We start from the raw sequence: 20,066 nt of genomic DNA, 5'->3' as shown, positions 1-20,066 counted from the left end.
CACTATGATTGTATAGTTATTTAATATATTATTATCTATCTATCAATTGTTTATATATATAATATGAAGTTTTAATTACGATATTGGTAGAATAGGGGAGTGTTATGGCCTATTTTGGCTATTTATAGCTATATGTATTGTATATAATCTATTTATTATTAATTATATAATGAAATAATAAAAAGTTATACTTTTAGGCTATTTGAATTAGTTACATCTGTATATATTATAAATGTATTCTAAGTGATTACTTTTGTTGACTCCAAATGTAAATAGATAAAAGTTCTATTTGTAAAATATATTATTTACATTTGTTTCTTGTAATTTACATGCTATATGAAAGATAGAATCAGACAGATAATGGAACATGAACAGCTAACGCCATCTGCATTTGCCGATAAGTTGCAATTGGGCAGAGCTGTAGTATCGCATATACTTAATGGGCGCAACAATCCCAGTCTGGATGTGGTAACACGCATCTTATCTAATATGGAATACCTCAATCCTGATTGGTTGATTACAGGAAACGGTAGTATGTATAAATCCGGATATGATAATAAAAACGTATCGGGTCAACAACCGTCAACCACACCTGTTAATTCATATCAGGCAAATCAGCCCGATTTATTCTCTCAGACGGCTGTATCTTTGCCTAATGATAAACCCGAAACCGAATATCGCAAAGAAATTGTAGTTGAGCAGCCTCAAATACAACCGGAAAATACAGTGAACCAGACTATTGTATATCAAAAGGCACCCGAACGAAAAGTCAGTAAGATAATTATTTATTATACCGATAATACGTTCGAGACTTTTAATGCCGATAATAAGCCGCTATAGTTCGTAAATTGGCAGATATAAAAATAGCCCCACCTAAATTAAGGTGAGGCTAAAATATTCTTAAATTGTAAGACTAATAACCTTTAATTATTTCGCTCTTTTCATTTCTACTGTAAAATGCCTTAACAGTTCCGCTTCCCACGTTATTTCCAATCCCTTAGTGATACTCTCACGCCGATCGTAGATATTTTTTAATGCAGCTGCCACTACATTCATATGATTGTCGGTATATACACGACGAGGTATAGCTAACCGGAGCAGATCAAGCCCGTCAAAACGGTTCTCTCGTGTAACCGGATCGCGGTCAGCCAACAGATATCCGATCTCACAACCACGTATACCGGCTTCCAGATATAGCTCCACAGTCAGTGTTTGTGCCGGAAACTCCTCTTTAGGTACATGAGTCAATACTTTTGTGGCATCTACAAATATTGCGTGCCCTCCGGCAGGACGCTGATATGGTATTCCGTATTCATCTAGTTTCTTACCCAGATACTCTACCTGCTTAATACGGCTCTCTAGGTTATCAAATTCGGTATTTTCATCTAGCCCTATGGCCAGCGCATTCATATCACGTCCGTTCATTCCTCCGTACGTTACAAAGCCCTCGTACGCAATTCCCTTCACTTTAGCCATATCGTACCAGTCCTTCAGGTTGGTGGCAAAGAAACCGCCCATATTCACTATAGCGTCCTTCTTAGCGCTCATAGTCATAGCATCGGCATACGAAAACATCTCGAGGCATATCTCCTTTATTGTTTTCTTATCGAAGCCTTTTTCGCGTGTTTTGATGAAATAAGCATTCTCTGCAAAGCGGGCAGAATCGAAAAGTACCTTTTTGCCGTATTTATTGGCTAATACACGTGTATCCCACAGATTTTGCATAGATACCGGCTGTCCGCCTGAAGTATTATTTGTAATCGTAATAATAATAAACGGAATACGGTCACCGTACTTTTTCAAAGCCTCTTCGAGTTTGGCGATATCCACATTCCCTTTGAATGGTATTTCCAGCTGTGTATCCTTAGCCTCATCTATCGTACAGTCCAGAGCTATCGCTTTGCGGGATTCTATATGCCCTTTAGTCGTATCGAAATGTGAATTGCCGGGAACTACATCACCTTCTTTTATCAGGCACGAGAATAAGACGTTTTCGGCAGCCCGTCCCTGATGGGTAGGCAATACATAGTCGAAACCCGTAATACGGGTTACTGTATCTTTCATCTTATAATATGAAGATGCTCCGGCATAACTCTCGTCTCCCAGCATCATAGCAGCCCATTGGCGATCGCTCATAGCACCCGTACCCGAATCGGTGATCAGGTCTATATATACTTGTTCTGCCTTTAACTGAAACATATTATATTTAGCTTCTTTCAGCCATTGTTCACGTTCTTTGCGTGTGCTTTTACGAATTGGTTCAACCATCTTGATTTTCCAAGATTCAGCAAATGGTAATTCCATAGTAATAAAGAATTATATGATTTTATAAAAAGATTGATAGTAAAATTGATCTTCATGCTTATTTTATGAAGATATACAGAATTTAGAAGATGCGGCAGAAATGGTCTCTTTCCTTAATATTGAGAAAAAGATGTCCGATAAGTGTGTTTTTGTTATGAATATTATCAATCAACATCTGTATTGAACTTTATTTGCTGTCATAAAGATAGTAATTCTTTCCAAATAAAGAATATTCCGGCTCAGTTTTATTATAAGGCTAAACTTTATTAACTTTGTAACCGAAAAATAACAAAGCGTATTTATTCTCTAAAAAATAAGGTAAATGAAAAAAATGCTGGATTTGGTTGTTACTGAAAATCAACAGCTAAACCGTAATTATTGCCTCCTAAAACTTTCCACCACAGATAATTCTCCATTACCGGAAATGTTTCCCGGACAATTTGTAGAAGTAAGGGTTGATAATTCACCGACTACTTACCTGCGCCGCCCTATTTCGGTAAATTTTGTAGATAAAGACAAAAATGAGCTGTGGCTGCTTGTGCAGGCTATAGGTGACGGCACACGTAAGATGTGCGAATATCAAAAAGGGGATATAATGAATCTGCTGCTGCCATTAGGTAACACCTTTACGCTTCCTGCCGAAAATAACGGACAGGAATTATTGTTGATAGGTGGTGGCGTAGGTACAGCTCCGATGCTGTTTTTGGGAGCATGCCTAAAAGCAAAAGGCTATAACCCTAAATTCCTGTTAGGGGCAAGATCGAAGGACGACTTACTACAATTGGATGATTTCGGTAAGTATGGAGAAGTGTTTTGTACGACCGAAGACGGTAGCTATGGCGAAAAAGGATATGTGACTGATCATTCAGTGTTAAAAAACACCCGAATTTCGGCTATTTACACCTGTGGACCTAAGCCTATGATGATGGCTGTGGCAAGGTATGCCAATCAGCATAAAATAGAGTGTCAGGTGTCACTCGAAAATATGATGGCATGCGGGTTTGGCGTATGTTTGTGTTGTGTGGAAAAGACTAGCGAAGGGAATGTATGTGTGTGTACAGAGGGTCCCGTATTTAATATAGAAAAGTTGACATGGATAAACTGATTGTAAACATAGGTAAATTACATTTGAAGAACCCGGTAATGACTGCTTCGGGTACTTTTGGCTATGGAAAAGAGTATTCGGACTTTATTGACCTATCGCGAATAGGTGGTGTTTTTGTAAAGGGCACTACGGTTCGCGAACGTCAGGGGAATGATTACCCTCGTATGGCAGAAACACCATCAGGCATGTTAAATGCTGTGGGACTGCAAAATAAGGGTGTCGATTACTTCGTTTCCAACATATATCCGGAGATTAAAGACTTCGATACGAATATTATTGTGAATGTATCGGGCTCTACCATCGAAGATTACGTAGAATGTACCCAAAAACTGGTAAATCTGGATAAAATTCCGGCTATTGAGCTTAATATTTCATGCCCCAATGTAAAGGAGGGTGGTATGGCTTTTGGTACTTCTGCCTGTTCGGCTTCCGATGTTACGGCTGCTGTCCGTAAAGTATGGGATAAGACACTGATCGTAAAATTGTCGCCTAATGTTACTGACATTACCGAGATAGCAAAAGCTGTAGAAGGTGCAGGTGCTGATGCCGTATCTCTTATCAATACATTGCTCGGTATGGCTGTGGATATAAATAAACGCCGTCCGGTATTGTCTACTGTTACAGGTGGATTATCCGGTCCTTGTGTAAAACCGGTTGCCCTCAGAATGGTGTGGCAGACATATAATGCCGTAAAAATACCAGTAATAGGTATGGGCGGTATATCTTGCTGGCAGGATGCTATCGAATTTATACTGGCAGGATCGAGCGCTATACAGATAGGAACTCACAATTTTATCGATCCTACTATTTCGGTAAAGGTTGTAGAAGGAATCAAAGAATATTTGGATAGAAACAACATTAGTTCAGTAAAAGAACTTGTAGGAGCTTTACATATATAAAGCAGTTGATTTTCAGGTGTTTTTAATAATATGCAGAACTCAATTAATCTATATTTTATCACCCTGTTGTTAAAAAGAATCAAATTATCTAAAATTCAGATCGAATTTCTGAGAAGTACACAATAAAGAATTTGCACTCTAACTAATTTTAGCGCTGTTATGCGTACAAGATTAATATTTATATCCTTCATTTTAGGCTGCGGGATACAGCTAAACGCCCAGACAATAGATAGTCAGGATACAGTAAAAGTTGAAAAGAAAAACTTCTTCAAGCGTATTTACGAATATTTCGAAAAATCGAATGAAGTAAATCCGGATAAGCGTTTCGACTTTTCGATTATCGGAGGGCCTCACTATTCCAGTGATACCAAACTTGGAGTGGGCTTAGTGGCTTCCGGTCTGTTCAGAGTAGATCGCAACGATTTGACTATGTCGCCGTCCAATGTTTCCCTGTATGGGGATATTACTACTTCGGGGGCATATGTTATCGGTATAAGTGGTAATGTCTTATTTCCTGAAATGAGTTATCGCATCGATGGTGATATGTATTTCGCCTATCGCCCAAGCCGTTATTGGGGAGTCGGTTACGATGCCGGACGGCAGGATTATTACTCAGAGTACGATAATCAGGTGATGGAGTTTAAATTCGATTTCCTGAAAAAGGCAGCACGTTACACATATCTGGGAATAAGTACTAATGTGAAAGAAATCAGTGGAAAGAATTTTGATGATGTCAGTCTGCTTGGTGGTGAAAGGAATAAGACCACAGCAGTAGGCTTTGGGCTTATTGCATCGTACGATTCAAGAGATTTTATCCCAAATCCGTATAAAGGGATTTATGCTAAGGCCGAATATACCTTTTATCCTAAGTTTTTGGGAAGCACCTACGGATTCAATCGGGCTGAAGTCATATTCAGATATTACAAAGAAGCTTGGAAAGGCGGAGTAATCGCATTCGATCTGCAAGGTATTCTCAATACAGGCGATGTGGCGTGGAATATGATGGCGACAGCTGGCAGCTCACGTCAGATGCGAGGTTATTATGGCGGACGCTATCGTGACAAAGGATTGATACAATCGCAAATAGAGCTTCGTCAGCGGGTTTATCGCCGTAGCGGTGCTGTAGTATGGGCAGGAGCCGGAAATGTATTTCCTAAATTCTCCGAATTCGAATGGAGTGAGACTCTCCCTACTTTCGGTATAGGATACCGTTGGGAGTTCAAGAACAGAGTGAACGTCCGTCTCGATTACGGATTTGGTAAAGGCGAATCAGCCTTTTATTTCAACATTAATGAAGCTTTTTAAAAGCATTTTGTAAACATGGAGTTTAAGAAATACTTGAATGAGTTTATAGACAACCCTGTAAAGCTGTTTATCTTTTTTGTAATTGTAAACTTCTTGCCTACAGCAGGACTACTATTTACAGAACCTTTCGATATATGGGGAAAAATAGCACTGGTATTGTTTCCTCTTGGGCTTTATTTTGTTCTGTACACTATGCTCAAAAATATTGGGCTGACGCAGTTATTGTTAATCCCGCTATTGATTATTCACGCATTTCAGATTGTCGTGTTTTACCTTTTCGGAGAGGGAGTTATTGCAGTAGATATGTTTCTGAATGTGATGACTACCAACGTAAATGAGGCCGGAGAGGTGCTGAACGGAATCATGGCTTCCGTCATATTTGTAGTTGTGGTCTATGTTCCAACGATTATTATCGCTGCAATTGCATGTAAAAGAAAGATATATCTGACTTCTAAATTTAGAAAAATAATGTTTCCGGTAGGTATTATTCTGTTGTTTGCATCTTCATTATTATGCTTTGCCGCAAAAAATAAGAATACCGGAAAATTTGAATTACACGAAGATGTGTATCCTGCCGATGTCTTTTACAATCTGGGATTTGCCCGTCATAAGTGGGTGCTAAGCAGTAAATATCTTGAGACATCGAAAGATTTTACATTTAATGCGCATAAGAAAGACAGTATAGCACAACGCGAAATATATGTAATGGTAATCGGCGAAACAGCTCGTGCCGAAAACTGGGGATTGTACGGATATGAGCGGAACACTACTCCTCAGTTGGCAAAAGACAGCAACATAGTTCTGTTTCACGATGCTGTAACTCAATCAAATACGACACACAAGAGTGTTTCCATAATGCTTACCGCCGCTTCGGCTGAGAATTACGATATAATATACCGCCAGAAAAGTATAATCGAAGCTTTCAAGGAAGTGGGATTCTCTACTGTATTTCTGTCCAATCAGTCGGCTAACCGCACATTTACCGATTATTTTGCACAAGATGCCAATTATACAGAGTATTACCGCTACTTTAATGAGAAGACCAATAATTACGATGAAGTGCTTTTGCCTCGTTTGCAGCATTATATGGATTCGGTACAGGGTAATTTATTCTTTGTGTTACATACTTATGGCTCACATTTCAATTATAAAGAGCGCTATCCCGAAGAATATGCTGTATTTACACCTGATGATGCAATGGAGATCACCAGAGCCAATAAGGATTACCTTGTAAACGCATACGACAATACGATCCTTTATACAGATAACTTCCTGCATAATGTGATAAAGATATTGGGGCAGAGCAATAGCTGTTCGGCAATGTTCTATACATCCGATCATGGTGAAGATATATTGGACGACAATCGTCAGCGGTTTTTGCACGCATCGCCTACACCTACATATTATCAGTTGCGTGTTCCCATGCTGATGTGGTTTTCGCCCGCCTATAATGAGGTGTATCCGCAAGCTATAGCTAATGCCGAAAAGAATGAATCAAAGCCAATAGCATCTAATGCAGTATTCCATACAATACTGGATATGGCTAATATAGATACAGAGTATCAGAATCCAGACCTGTCACTCCTCAACCCCGATTTTAAGATCGCAACAAGGATGTATCTTGACGATCATGATGATCCGATTCCTTTTTATAATACCGGACTTAAGAAAGAGGATATGATAATGATGGAAAAAAGAAAAATACAACGTTGAGATGTTTAAAACTCAACAAAAAATAAGATAATATGAAGTTCAAACAATTAGGCAAAATCTCATTAATCACTCTGCTGGCATTATCAGTATGTACAGACATGTCGGCTCAATCGGGCAAAGTGGAGTCCATAGCCTTTGGCAATATGGATCACTGGATGGTGAGAAAGATAAAAGAATCGAAGGTGATAGGGAGTAATACGAAATATATATATGAAATAGCAACAGGAGATACCCTTGTTGATGTTGCATATAAGAACACTACTTCACCATGGGCTACATCTTCAGTCTTGGCAAAGGTGAAAGGTGTCACCAAAGCCAGTATAACTGTTTTTCCCGAGCAGAGGGGAAGTGGTTCCTGTGCACGTTTGGAGACACGTATCGAATCTGTTCGTGTGCTTGGTCTTTTTGACATTAATGTACTTGCCAGCGGAACTATATTTCTTGGAGAAATGGTAGAGCCGATCAAAGATACCAGTAATCCGCAGTCGAAACTAGTTACGGGAATTCCGTTTACCGGACGTCCTAAAGCTCTACAATACGACTATAAAGTATCTACCGGAGGTGATTGCATCCGTTCTACAGGCTTTAGCGGACAAAAGAAAGTGGATAAAAAAGATATGGCCGAAGTTCAGATACTTTTGCAATACAGATGGGAAGAACCTAGTGGAAACGTGTATGCTAAACGTGTAGGGACGGGCTGGGAACGATTCGATAAATCGGTCGGTACATGGCAAAACAATCACAGGCTCGAAGTACATTACGGAGATATAAGCGGAAAGAACTTCTACGGAGCATATATGGGGCTGAAACAGGGGGAAGATGCCTATTATACCCGCAACAGCAAAGGCAAGATGGTTCCCATTCAGGAAGTAGGATGGGCATTGCCTGACGAAAAGGTAACACACCTGATTGTGCAATTCTCTTCCAGTAATGGCGGAGCATATACTGGCAGCACAAGCAGTAAGTTCTGGATAGACAATGTCAAACTGGCATATTGATTGACATTACTTCAAATAGAAAAACGCTGTCAGATTCAATTCTGACAGCGTTTTTCTATATTTCTTAAGCAGATAGCTTATTTCACATATCCTACAGCCTGTACAAGTACAACCTCTTGTTTTTCGGTCAGTTTTAATACATTGTGTACATCCGGCCTTTTAAATGAACCGCGAGCTACCGAACCCAATCCGGCAGAAGCACAATACAGATACACGTTTTGAACGGAGAATCCGGCATCCATCAGCCCCGCATCTCTACTGTTTTTATCCAGATTGATAACATAGATAAGTGACAGTGACGCATTGTCCGAAATAGCAGGCTGTCCGAGTGCCTGGCGGAAATCTCCGGCTTCTTTCAGTACCAGTTTGTTGGCTTTTGCATCGTAGAAGTAAATTCCATTGCTAAACATCACATATACATCCACTTCCTGCTTATTCTGAGACGATGGTACAGTGCGTTTATCTTCTCTGTTGAATCCATAAGCAGCCCAAAGCAAGTCAGACAGAGTCTGTGCAGGAAGGTCTTTTTTCTCGAAATTACGATTCGACTGACGCTCGTTCAGAGCTTCCATCAGTGGTTTACCTCCGGTTTTGGTCGGCGGTACTAATTGTATATCCTGAGCCGAAAGGCAGGCTATAAAAGAAAGAAACAAGATTGTAAGTAATCCTTTTTTCATACTATATTTTGTTTTTAAAGATTGTATGGAAACGCTCATGACAAAATTATCAAACTCTTTAGCAAAGCTAATTCATGCTCGTTTTCATAATTAAAACTCTTTTAATTAATTCATTGCAAAATTATAGAATAAAGCAGGCATAAACTACAATACCGTTTGTATTTTAAGTAAAATTCACATCGTACTGCTGAATGAACGCCGTCAGGTCATACATTCTATCGGCAAGATATCTTATCTTTGTATTGAAATTTTTTAACAATGCGAAAACTTATTCTATTTCTTGCTATAATAACCGGAATCGTTTCCCAAACTAGAGCACAGGAGATTCCACGCATCGTATTGAGCGATTCAGCAAAAATCAGTTTATTGACAAATGCACCTTGGGATGAAGCCGTATATTCATTATTCGGGCACACATCTATGCGGGTAAATGATCCGGCTCGGGGTGTTGATTTGGCATTCAACTTCGGCTTGTTCAACATGTCTAAGTCTAATTTTATTTTCCTGTTTATGAAAGGAGAGACCGACTACATGGTGGCTCCGATACCGTACAGTGCCTATTATCAGGAATATAAAGAAAGAGGAGTAGGTATTATAGAGCAGGAATTCAATCTGACACAGGAAGAAAAACAGAATATTTTCAATGCGTTGCTTGTCAATTGTCTTCCGGAGAATAGGGAATACCGCTACAATTATTTTTATGATAATTGTTCTACACGTCCCAGAGATATTTTTGAGAAGTACATCAATGGTAAAATAGAATATGCACCTACAAATACAGAGCAAACATATCGCGATCTGGTTATAGAATGCACCTCAACAAGGCAATGGTTCCGTTTCGGAATAAATATGGTTATAGGTGCTGATGCCGATAAAGTGATAACAGACAGGCAGAAAGATTTTCTGCCACGCTATCTGATGAATGCTTATGAAGGTGCAACTGTAGTGGGTGACAGTATTCCCCGAAACCTTGTGATGTCAACGACTACATTGCTCGATCCTAAGCCTTTTAGCAAAGATTTTCCTGTTACGCCGCTTTATGCCGGAATAATATTATTGATAATCACATTACTGATATCATACATATCATATAAAAAGCAAGTGCCTGCATTAGGCAAAGTTTTTGATACAATATTATTTCTCGTTGCAGGAATAGCCGGATGTATTATTTTCTTCCTTATGTTCTTTTCGGTGCATCCTTGTACCAATCCGAACTGGAATATAGTATGGTTGAATCCTCTGCAACTGATAGTTGCCCTATTATTCTTTGTAAAATCACTGACAAAGTACCTAAGTTATTATCATTTTATTAACTTTGTGGCGCTTTTAGCATTTCTTTTGGCATGGTGTTTGATCCCACAGCAATTAGAAATCGCATTTATTCCGTACATCCTGTCTATAATGATACGATCGGGGATGAATGTATTACAGCAAAAAAAGTTAAATAAAAAAGCTGAATACAGCTTACCAAAAGCAAAATGATAAGGATAATAACTTCTTTAGTAGCAGTACTGACGATATCATCTGTTCAAGCTCAGACTTCCGCATCTGTGCGTGAGACGCCTAAGCTGGTGATAGGTATCACTATAGATCAGCTAAGGGGTGATTATCTTGAGCTTTTCCAGAATACATTTACCGAAAAAGGATTCAAGCGTTTGCTCAGCGAAGGTTTGGTGTATCAGAATATCAGGTTCGATATACCCAATCTCGACGATGCCTCTGCCATAGCAACTATATATACCGGAGCTACGCCATTTTATCATGGTATTGTTGGTAATAAAAAGTATCTGGCAGACAAGCAGCAGGAGATTACCACATTTTCAGATCCTTCGTTTCTTGGTAATTATACACAAGACAAAGTGTCACCTTTGGCACTGAAAACGTCTACAATAACAGACGAAATAAAAATAGCATCGCGGGGCTCTTCCGATGTGTACTCATTTGCCCCTCATATCTCGCAAGCTCTGATCACAGCCGGACAAAGGGGGACAGGAGCATATTGGGTAGACGATTATAGTGGTAAATGGGCTTCCACGACCTTCTATAAGAATTTCTACCTCTATGTAGACATGGAAAACCGCAACAGCACGTCGGATTTTTCCCTGAAAGCATGGGCAATGCAGTGGCGCCCGTTGCTCGGTATAGAGTCGTACAAAGCGTTTCCGTTTATGCAGGGTGTAGCACCTTTCAACCATAATATGGGGACAGATAAGGAGACATACATTAAGGCAAAGCAGACACCAGCAGTGAACGAAAATGTTGTAAAAATGGCAACCACTGTTCTAGCGAAAGCAGAACTGGGGCGACGTGTCAATCTCGACTTCCTGTCTGTAACGCTTTACGCCGGAAACTATAAAGATGTACCCGATTATTCTATCGAAATACAGGACACATACGCCCGTCTCGACAGAGAGATAGAAAAACTGTTGGATGAAGTAGATAAGACTGTAGGTTTGAAAAACACACTGATATTTCTGACCTCTACCGGTTACTACAATTCGAATGAGACTGACTCTAAGTACGAACAAAATACAAATATCCCTGAAAATAAGTTCTATGTAAACCGTTGCGAAGCCTTGCTCAATATGTATCTGATGGCTATATATGGCAAAGATGGCAAATGGATAGATAAGTTTTACAACGGACAGGTATATCTGAATAGGGAACTGATCAAGAAAAAAGAAATATCTCTCGAAGAGATTCAGAATAAGGCCGCTGAGTTTGTTTCCGAGTTTACGGGAGTACAGGATGTTTACACATCATATCAGATACAACACGGACAATGGAATCCTATAATGGAGTTTTACAAAAATGGTTATACAAAGGAAACATCCGGAGACCTTTTTGTAGAATTGCAACCGGGATATAAAGTTGTTAATGAGCAAGATGCTTCATTTAAAGAAAAACAGGTGCGTAGCAATGCTATTGTGTGTCCTGTTATATTCTTCGGTAACGGAATAAAGCCACAGAAGATAAGAAGAACAATAAAGGCAACCGAAATAGCGCCTACCATTTCGTATATAATGCGTATCAGGTCGCCCAATGCGGCAAAAGAAGAAGCATTATCGGAATTATTGTAAATATATATAAGAATAGAAAAGACATTAGTCAAATATTAAATCTTGAAAATAATAAAACAAATATATGGGATTCGCTGATTTTTTAACATCACTATTCGGAAATAAGTCACAACGAGACTTGAAAGAAATTAATCCGTATGTAGAACGCATCAAAGCCGTATACCCTGAAATAGAACGTCTGTCACACGATGAACTGCGTGCCAAAACAATCGAAATCAGGCAAGAGGTACAGGATTATGTAGCCGAAGAAAAAAATAAAATAGCAGAACTGAAAGCCAAGGTTGAAACGTTGGAAATAGATCAACGCGAAGAACTTTGGGCTGAAGTAGATAAGCTGGAGAAAGAAGTAACTGAGAAATATGAAGAGGTTCTCGACAAAGTACTGCCCGAAGCATTTTCTATTGTAAAAGAAACTGCCCGCCGATTAACTGAAAATGAAGAAGTGGTAGTTACAGCTACCGATTTCGACCGAGAACTGGCCGAAACACATGATTTTGTAGATATAGAAGGCGACAAGGCAATTTATTATAATCACTGGGTTGCAGGTGGTACAGAAATACAGTGGAACATGATCCACTACGATGTACAGCTATTCGGTGGTACTGTGCTTCATAAAGGTAAAATTGCTGAAATGGCAACAGGGGAAGGTAAAACGCTGGTAGGTACACTACCGGTATTCCTCAATGCCCTTACCGGAAACGGTGTACACGTAGTAACGGTAAATGACTATCTGGCAAAACGTGACTCGGAGTGGATGGGACCTATCTATATGTTTAACGGTCTGTCGGTAGATTGTATCGACAAGCACCAACCAAACTCAGAAGGTCGCCGTAAAGCATATCAGGCAGATATTACATTCGGAACGAATAATGAATTTGGTTTCGACTATTTGCGTGACAATATGGCCATCAACCCGTCCGACCTTGTGCAACGCAAGCACAATTATGCGATTGTCGACGAGGTAGACTCCGTATTGATTGACGATGCACGTACACCATTGATCATATCAGGGCCGATACCGAAAGGAGAGCAACAGTTGTTTGAAGAATTCCGCCCTCGAGTAGAAATCCTTGTAAAAACGCAAAGAGACCTTTGTACAAAATTACTAGCCGATGCCAAATCGAAAATGAATTCGGAAGATAAGGAAATACAGAGACAAGGTAGTTTCCAGTTGTTCCAATCATTCAAAGGGCTTCCTAAAAATAAACCACTCATTAAATTTTTGAGTGAGCAAGGCGTAAAAGCTTCAATGCTGAAAACCGAAGAGGAGTATATGGGTGAGCAAATGCGCCGTATGCATGAGGTGACTGACGATCTGTATTTTGTTATTGATGAAAAGAACAACAGTATAGAACTGACAGATAAAGGTATAGATTTACTTACAGGTAATTCGGATGACCCGCTGTTCTTTGTATTGCCTGATATAGGAGCTCAACTTTCAGAACTGGAAAATACATCTCTGACTGATGCTCAAAAAGCAGAAAAGAAAGATGAGCTGATGCAGAATTACTCGATCAAATCGGAACGTGTACATACTGTTAATCAACTTCTTAAGGCATATGCTCTGTTCGAGAAAGACGATGAATATGTTGTAATTGACAATAAAGTTATGATTGTAGACGAGCAGACAGGACGTATTATGGACGGCCGCCGCTACTCAGATGGTCTGCATCAGGCGATAGAAGCAAAAGAACGTGTAAAAGTAGAAGCTGCTACACAAACCTTTGCTACAATTACATTACAGAATTACTTCCGTATGTATCATAAGCTTTCGGGGATGACCGGTACGGCAGAAACAGAAGCAGGTGAGTTGTGGAACATCTACAAACTCGATGTAGTTGTGATTCCGACCAACAGACCGATTGCACGTAACGATATGAATGACCGTATATATAAGACAAAACGAGAAAAATATACTGCGGTTATACAAGAGATAGAAAAACTGGTAAGTGAAGGACGTGCTGTACTTGTGGGTACAACCTCAGTCGAAATATCCGAATTACTGGGTAAGATGCTTACCATGCGTAAGATCAAACACAATGTACTGAATGCCAAGCTGCACCAGCGTGAGGCAGAAGTAGTAGCATTAGCCGGACAACCGGGAGCCGTTACCATTGCTACCAATATGGCGGGTCGTGGTACTGACATCAAACTGGCACCAAGTGTGAAAGAAGCCGGAGGACTGGCGATTATCGGTACAGAACGCCATGAATCGCGTCGTGTAGACCGTCAGCTGCGTGGTCGTGCCGGACGTCAGGGAGACCCGGGTTCATCTGTTTTCTACATCTCACTCGAAGACGATTTGATGCGTCTGTTCGCATCCGAGCGTATTGCGGGTATGATGGATAAGATGGGCTTCAAAGAAGGCGAAATGCTTGAGCATAATATGCTTAGCAAGTCAGTAGAACGTGCACAGAAGAAGGTGGAAGAAAACAACTTCGGTATTCGTAAACGCTTGCTGGAATATGATGATGTGATGAACTCACAACGTGAAGTTATTTACAAACGCCGTCGCCACGCACTTATGGGTGAGCGTATTGGTATTGATATCGTAAATATGTTCTACGATACAGCTGTAAGCACTTCAGAACAATATTGCGACAATCTTGATTATGAAGGACTGAAAATAGAATTGCTACGCTTATTTGCCATCGAAACACCGTTTGATGAAGCTTCGTTCCGTTCAATGAAACAGGACGCTGTGACTGATACAGTATACGAAAAAGCTGTTCAGAACTTTAAGCAGAAAATGGATCGTTTGGCAGAGATTGCCAATCCGGTAATCAAACAGGTATATGAAGAGCAGGGAGATAAATTTGAGAATATACTGATTCCTATAACTGACGGGAAACGTATATACAATATCTCATGTAACCTGAAAGAAGCGTATGACACACAGTCTAAAGATATCATCAAATCGTTCGAGAAAGCAATTGTATTACATACTATCGACGAGGAGTGGAAAGAACATCTTCGCGAAATGGATGAATTGCGTCAGTCGGTGCAGAATGCAAGCTATGAGCAGAAAGATCCGCTATTGATTTACAAACTGGAGTCGTTCAATCTGTTCAAATCTATGCTTAACAGCGTGAATACAAAGGCTGTAACTATTTTGATGCGTGGACAAATACCGGTACGTGAGCCGGAACAGGTTCGTCAGGCTGCTCCTGAGCAGAAAACAGACTATAGCCGTTACCGTACCGAGCGTAACGACATGGAGCAGGATAACCCGCAAAGACAACAAGCTCCACAAGGAGGTGATCCTAGACTAGACAGATCAAGAATAGCACCTGTGCATGTTGACAAGAAGCCGGGACGCAACGATCCATGTTTTTGCGGAAGTGGTAAGAAGTATAAAAACTGCCATGGAAGAAATGAATAAATGATTATTTAAATACTAAATAGAAAGGATGTGTCAGATTTGATACATCCTTTTTTGCAATATACAGATTGATTTTCTGTTACATTAAATTAACTTTGCCATATGAAAGACGAACTTTATAATTTTTATTTAGATTGTAAAGAACCTCAAAAAAGTGCTCTTCTGGCCTTGAGAAGTATTATTCTGGAATATGATGAAAATATTTCGGAAACACTGAAGTACGGCATGCCATGCTTCCTTTATAAGAAAAATATATTGTGCTACTTATGGATTGACAATAAGACCAGCGAACCATATATTCTGATGACTGAAGGTAAATATCTGTCAAATCCTGAGCTGGAACAAGGGCAACGTGCCAGAATGAAAATTTTTAGGATTGATCCGATTGCAGATCTTCCACTCGAAATTATCAAGTCAATCCTGAATGATGCAATAAATCTATATAGAAAAGGAATCGTAAAATTGAAATAAGAAGATAATCTATTTTATAGATAATATTTTTCTGTAATCTCTCTTTGTATAGCCTCTTTTTGGCATATTATAATTTTCTTAATCGAAAGAAAATTTGTATCTTAGCATGTTTTTTGGGCGCTGAGAAAAAGCCTGTCAAAGCGGCTTTTGTGCAAATATTTGAGAATAAAAAATTTATCTTAAAATAATGGCAGATACAGAGGATAGAATTATTAAAATCAACATCGAGGATGAGATGAAATCGGCCTACATTGACTATTCAATGTCGGTAATCGTATCACGAGCATTACCCGATGTAAGGGACGGATTCAAACCCGTTCATCGCCGTATCTTATTTGGTATGAGCGAGCTAGGTAACACATCAAACAAACCACACAAAAAGTCAGCCAGAATTGTCGGAGAAGTATTGGGTAAATACCACCCGCACGGAGATTCATCGGTTTATTTTGCAATGGTACGTATGGCTCAGGAATGGAGTATGCGGTACCTGCTTGTAGATGGTCAGGGTAATATGGGTAGTGTCGACGGCGACAGTCCGGCAGCTATGCGTTATACCGAAGCCCGGTTAAGCCGTCTGGCAGAAGAGATGCTGAAAGATATCGACAAGGAAACTGTTGATTTTCAGCTCAACTTTGACGACACATTGAAAGAGCCTACAGTTCTTCCTACACGCATCCCTAACTTACTGATAAACGGAGGTTCGGGTATTGCTGTAGGTATGGCAACCAATATGGCTCCACACAATATGACGGAAGCCATCAATGCTACTATTGCTTATATTGATGATAAAAATATCGATATAGACGGCTTGATGGAATATATAAAAGCTCCGGATTTCCCGTCGGGAGGTTTCATATATGGATATCAGGGAGTAAGGGATGCTTTCGAGACCGGACGCGGACGTGTAATTATGCGTGGACGTGCCGAAATAGAAATAGAAGGCAACCACGAAAAGATAGTTATATCCGAAATTCCATATCTGGTAAATAAAGCAGAACTAATCAAACACATTGCCGACCTTGTAGGAGAGAAAAGGCTTGAAGGTATCAGTAATGTTAATGATGAATCAGACCGTCAGGGAATGCGTATAGTTGTAGATGTGAAGCGTGATGCAAACGCCAATGTCGTACTGAATAAACTATATAAACTGACTGCTTTGCAATCTTCTTTCAGCGTAAATAATATTGCGTTGGTAAAAGGCCGTCCGCGTATGCTGAACCTGAAAGATATGATATCCTTGTTTGTAGAGCATCGTATTGATGTTGTTACCCGCAGGGCTATATTCGATTTGCGCAAAGCCGAGGAACGAGCTCATATACTTGAAGGACTGATCATTGCATCCGACAATATAGACGAAGTTATCGCTATTATCCGTGCATCAAAATCGCCACAAGAAGCGATCGAGAACCTGATAGCAAAATTCTCTCTAACGGAGATTCAGGCTCGTGCTATTGTAGAAATGCGTCTGCGCCAGTTAACAGGACTGGAACAGGATAAACTGCGTAACGAATACGAAGAAGTACAGAAACTGATAGCTTATCTGAAAGAAATTCTGTCGAATGAAGAACTTCGTATGAAAGTAATTAAAGACGAATTGCTCGAAGTAAGAGATAAATACGGAGACGAGCGCAGAACCGAAATAGTTTACGCTTCGGAAGAACTTAATCCGGAAGATTTCTATGCCAACGATGAAATGATTATAACTGTGTCTCATCTTGGCTATATTAAGCGTACACCATTAAGTGAGTTCCGTTCTCAGAACAGGGGTGGAGTAGGGGCTAAAGGCTCTGAAACACGCGATGCAGATTTCATTGAGCATATCTATCCGGCTTCGATGCACAACTATATTCTGTTGTTTACACAGAAAGGTAAATGCTTCTGGCTGCGTGTGTTCGATATTCCGGAAGGAACGAAAAATTCGAAAGGACGTGCAATTCAGAATCTGCTGAATATAGCATCTGACGATAAAGTAACTGCATTTATCCGCGTCAGAGGATTCGGCGATACCGAATATATAAACAGTCACTACCTGATGTTCTGTACCAAAGAAGGAGTTGTGAAGAAAACAAGCCTTGAAGCATATTCTCGTCCACGTCAGAATGGTGTGAATGCCATTACCATACGTGAAGAGGACAGGGTTATTGAGGTACTTATGACTGATGGTGACAGTGAAATACTCATAGCTAACCGTAACGGGCGCGCCATCCGCTTCAACGAAAAAGATGTACGTATAATGGGACGTACGGCAACTGGTGTTCGCGGTATGCGTATAGACGAAGACGGAGAAGATGAAGTAATAGGAATGCTGGCAATGTCTAAAGAGGCACAGAAGACCGAAACTATCATGGTTGTATCTGAACAGGGGTACGGTAAACGCACTAACCTGAATGATAAAGACGAAGAAGGTAACGAAATACTCGATGAAAACGGAAATATTGTACCAGTGTATCGTATTACCAGCAGAGGTGGTAAAGGTGTGAAAACATTGAATGTAACAGATAAAACCGGTAAGCTGGTTTCTATAAATAGTGTTACAGACGACAACGATTTAATGATAATTAACAAATCTGGTATAACAATTCGTCTAAAAGTTTCAGATATTCGCGTTATGGGACGTGCAACCCAAGGGGTAAGACTTATCAATCTTGGTAAACGTAACGACGAAATAGCTTCCGTTTGTAAAGTAGAATCGGAACCAGAAACGGATGAAATAGAAGATATTGACATCTCAGAAGATGACACAAATAATACAACTGATACAACGAACACTATTGAGTAAGATAATTAATTAAAAAAAAGTAAATATGAAAAGGATATTATTATTTACATCACTGTGCGTGTTAGCAAGCTTTTCTTTTGCTCAAAAGAAAGCTGTGAAAGATGCCAAATCAGCAATGAAAAACATTTCTGAAGCTAGAGAATTAATCAAACCAGCATTGACAAACCCCGAAACAGCAAATGATCCGGAAACATGGAAACTGGCTGGTGATATCGAATACAAGGCATTCGATGATGAGCGTACACTGGAGATGCAAAAGGAAATAACCGGAAAAGGTGGGAACGAAGAAGCAATGTATGTGGGTTTATATAATATGTACGATCCATATATCAAAGCTGATGAATTAGGGCAAGTACCAAACGAAAAAGGACAAGTAAAAAATAAAGTAAGAAAAGATATCGTTAAAAATATGAATGATGGACACAGATTCTATATCAATGGAGGAGTGTTCTATAACGATAAAAAAGATTATAAGAGAGCTGCCGATTTCTTCGAAAGATATTGGGATCTTCCTTCATTAGCTATGTTTGAAGACAGTGATGTTAAATTTAACACACAGGATTCCACATACCAAACAATTAAATATTACGCTGTTATCAGTGCTATACAATCAGGAGATCATCCGCGTTCTATTAAGTTGCTGAACAGAATCATTGCTGAGCCTTATATTCCAAACAGCACATACAAAGAAAGCGATGTATATGAGTTATTAGCTAGTGAATATCAACAAACAGGAGATAGCGCTGCTTTTGCTAACGCTTTGCGTGAAGGAGCACAAAGATTCCCTAGCAACAAGTATTTTACACCGAACCTGATTAATGAATTTATCAGAGCCGGTAAAACTACTGAGGCTATTGCGTACCTCGATCAGGCTATAGCCAATGATCCTAGCAATACTTGCGACCTGTTAAGTGTTAAGGCATCTCTATATGCAGAACAAAAAGATTATGTAAAAGCAGAGCCTGCTTATGCTGGTGCTATTGCAGCGAATGCTAATTGCGAAAGAGCATTAGAAGGATTGGGCGTGCTATATGTATTACAAGCTCAGGATATGAAAGAAAAAGCTTCTCAGGTAACTAGCAGAAGAGAACAGGCTGAACTGGACAAAGAAACAGCCGATCTGTACCAGAAAGCGTTACCTTATCTTGAAAAATATCGTGACATATTGAAAGCCAGACCAAATCTTGATCCATACGATCTTAAACCGGCTTTAATGAAACTTCAAAACGTTTATTACAATCTAAGTCTGTTACAGGTTGATAAATCTGCAGAACTGGATGCGATTGATAAAGAATTGAATTCTATCAAATAAGATATAAAGTATAATTAAGGGGCCTGAGGAAATTTTTCTCA

The 20,066-nt window shown here is 39.7% G+C and carries 14 protein-coding genes; 12 read left to right on the top strand and 2 right to left on the bottom strand.

Going from position 1 to position 20,066, the window contains the following annotated elements:
- Window positions 1-336: 336 nt before the first annotated feature.
- Window positions 337-840, top strand: a complete 504-nt coding sequence (locus M2448_RS08405) for a helix-turn-helix transcriptional regulator (protein WP_280645652.1) — start codon at window positions 337-339, stop codon at window positions 838-840.
- 87 nt (window positions 841-927) lie between these two features.
- On the opposite strand, the gene M2448_RS08400 is transcribed toward M2448_RS08405, so the two are convergent.
- Window positions 928-2,304: a tryptophanase gene (locus M2448_RS08400; protein WP_280645653.1), complete on the bottom strand. Its 1,377-nt coding sequence runs from the start codon at window positions 2,302-2,304 to the stop codon at window positions 928-930.
- 322 nt (window positions 2,305-2,626) lie between these two features.
- Here M2448_RS08400 and M2448_RS08395 point away from each other — a divergent pair, with 322 nt between their 5' ends.
- From M2448_RS08395 to M2448_RS08375, 5 genes are all read left to right on the top strand, one after another.
- On the top strand, window positions 2,627-3,409 hold the full coding sequence (locus tag M2448_RS08395) for a dihydroorotate dehydrogenase electron transfer subunit (protein ID WP_280645654.1): 783 nt from the start codon (window positions 2,627-2,629) through the stop codon (window positions 3,407-3,409).
- Window positions 3,397-4,308 carry a dihydroorotate dehydrogenase gene (locus M2448_RS08390; protein ID WP_280645655.1) on the top strand — a complete coding sequence of 304 codons (912 nt, stop codon included), beginning with the start codon at window positions 3,397-3,399 and terminating at the stop codon, window positions 4,306-4,308. Before M2448_RS08395 ends, M2448_RS08390 begins: the two co-directional genes overlap by 13 nt.
- Before the next feature lie 159 nt (window positions 4,309-4,467).
- Complete coding sequence (locus M2448_RS08385) at window positions 4,468-5,613, top strand: BamA/TamA family outer membrane protein (RefSeq protein ID WP_280645656.1); 1,146 nt, start codon at window positions 4,468-4,470, stop codon at window positions 5,611-5,613.
- Between the two features lie 15 nt (window positions 5,614-5,628).
- Window positions 5,629-7,326 carry a phosphoethanolamine transferase gene (locus M2448_RS08380; RefSeq protein ID WP_280645657.1) on the top strand — a complete coding sequence of 566 codons (1,698 nt, stop codon included), beginning with the start codon at window positions 5,629-5,631 and terminating at the stop codon, window positions 7,324-7,326.
- Window positions 7,327-7,358: 32 nt separating this feature from the next.
- Window positions 7,359-8,324 carry a PCMD domain-containing protein gene (locus M2448_RS08375; RefSeq protein ID WP_280645658.1) on the top strand — a complete coding sequence of 322 codons (966 nt, stop codon included), beginning with the start codon at window positions 7,359-7,361 and terminating at the stop codon, window positions 8,322-8,324.
- Window positions 8,325-8,401: 77 nt separating this feature from the next.
- Here the strand turns inward: M2448_RS08375 and M2448_RS08370 are convergent, their stop codons facing one another.
- Window positions 8,402-9,001, bottom strand: coding sequence for a SagB/ThcOx family dehydrogenase (locus M2448_RS08370; RefSeq protein WP_280645659.1), 600 nt, complete (start codon window positions 8,999-9,001; stop codon window positions 8,402-8,404).
- A 258-nt stretch (window positions 9,002-9,259) separates the two neighbouring features.
- Here M2448_RS08370 and M2448_RS08365 point away from each other — a divergent pair, with 258 nt between their 5' ends.
- From M2448_RS08365 to M2448_RS08340, 6 genes are all read left to right on the top strand, one after another.
- Window positions 9,260-10,483: a DUF4105 domain-containing protein gene (locus M2448_RS08365; protein ID WP_280645660.1), complete on the top strand. Its 1,224-nt coding sequence runs from the start codon at window positions 9,260-9,262 to the stop codon at window positions 10,481-10,483.
- On the top strand, window positions 10,480-12,081 hold the full coding sequence (locus M2448_RS08360) for an alkaline phosphatase family protein (RefSeq protein ID WP_280645661.1): 1,602 nt from the start codon (window positions 10,480-10,482) through the stop codon (window positions 12,079-12,081). The genes M2448_RS08365 and M2448_RS08360 overlap by 4 nt, the downstream gene beginning before the upstream one ends.
- 64 nt (window positions 12,082-12,145) lie before the next feature.
- Window positions 12,146-15,463 (top strand): preprotein translocase subunit SecA, encoded by a 3,318-nt coding sequence (gene secA / locus M2448_RS08355; RefSeq protein ID WP_280645662.1) that lies wholly within the window; start codon window positions 12,146-12,148, stop codon window positions 15,461-15,463.
- Between the two features lie 102 nt (window positions 15,464-15,565).
- Window positions 15,566-15,934, top strand: a complete 369-nt coding sequence (locus M2448_RS08350; RefSeq protein WP_280645663.1) for a DUF1801 domain-containing protein — start codon at window positions 15,566-15,568, stop codon at window positions 15,932-15,934.
- Window positions 15,935-16,121: 187 nt separating this feature from the next.
- Window positions 16,122-18,713 (top strand): DNA gyrase subunit A, encoded by a 2,592-nt coding sequence (gyrA, locus tag M2448_RS08345; protein ID WP_280645664.1) that lies wholly within the window; start codon window positions 16,122-16,124, stop codon window positions 18,711-18,713.
- A gap of 25 nt (window positions 18,714-18,738) precedes the next feature.
- Window positions 18,739-20,025, top strand: coding sequence for a hypothetical protein (locus M2448_RS08340; protein WP_280645665.1), 1,287 nt, complete (start codon window positions 18,739-18,741; stop codon window positions 20,023-20,025).
- The last annotated feature ends 41 nt before the right edge of the window (window positions 20,026-20,066 follow it).

It is taken from the genome of Dysgonomonas sp. PF1-14 (genome assembly GCF_029892965.1).
GTDB lineage: Bacteria > Bacteroidota > Bacteroidia > Bacteroidales > Dysgonomonadaceae > Dysgonomonas.
The sequence above is the reverse complement of the archived record's forward strand: the minus strand, read 5'-3'. Positions and strand labels throughout refer to the sequence as shown.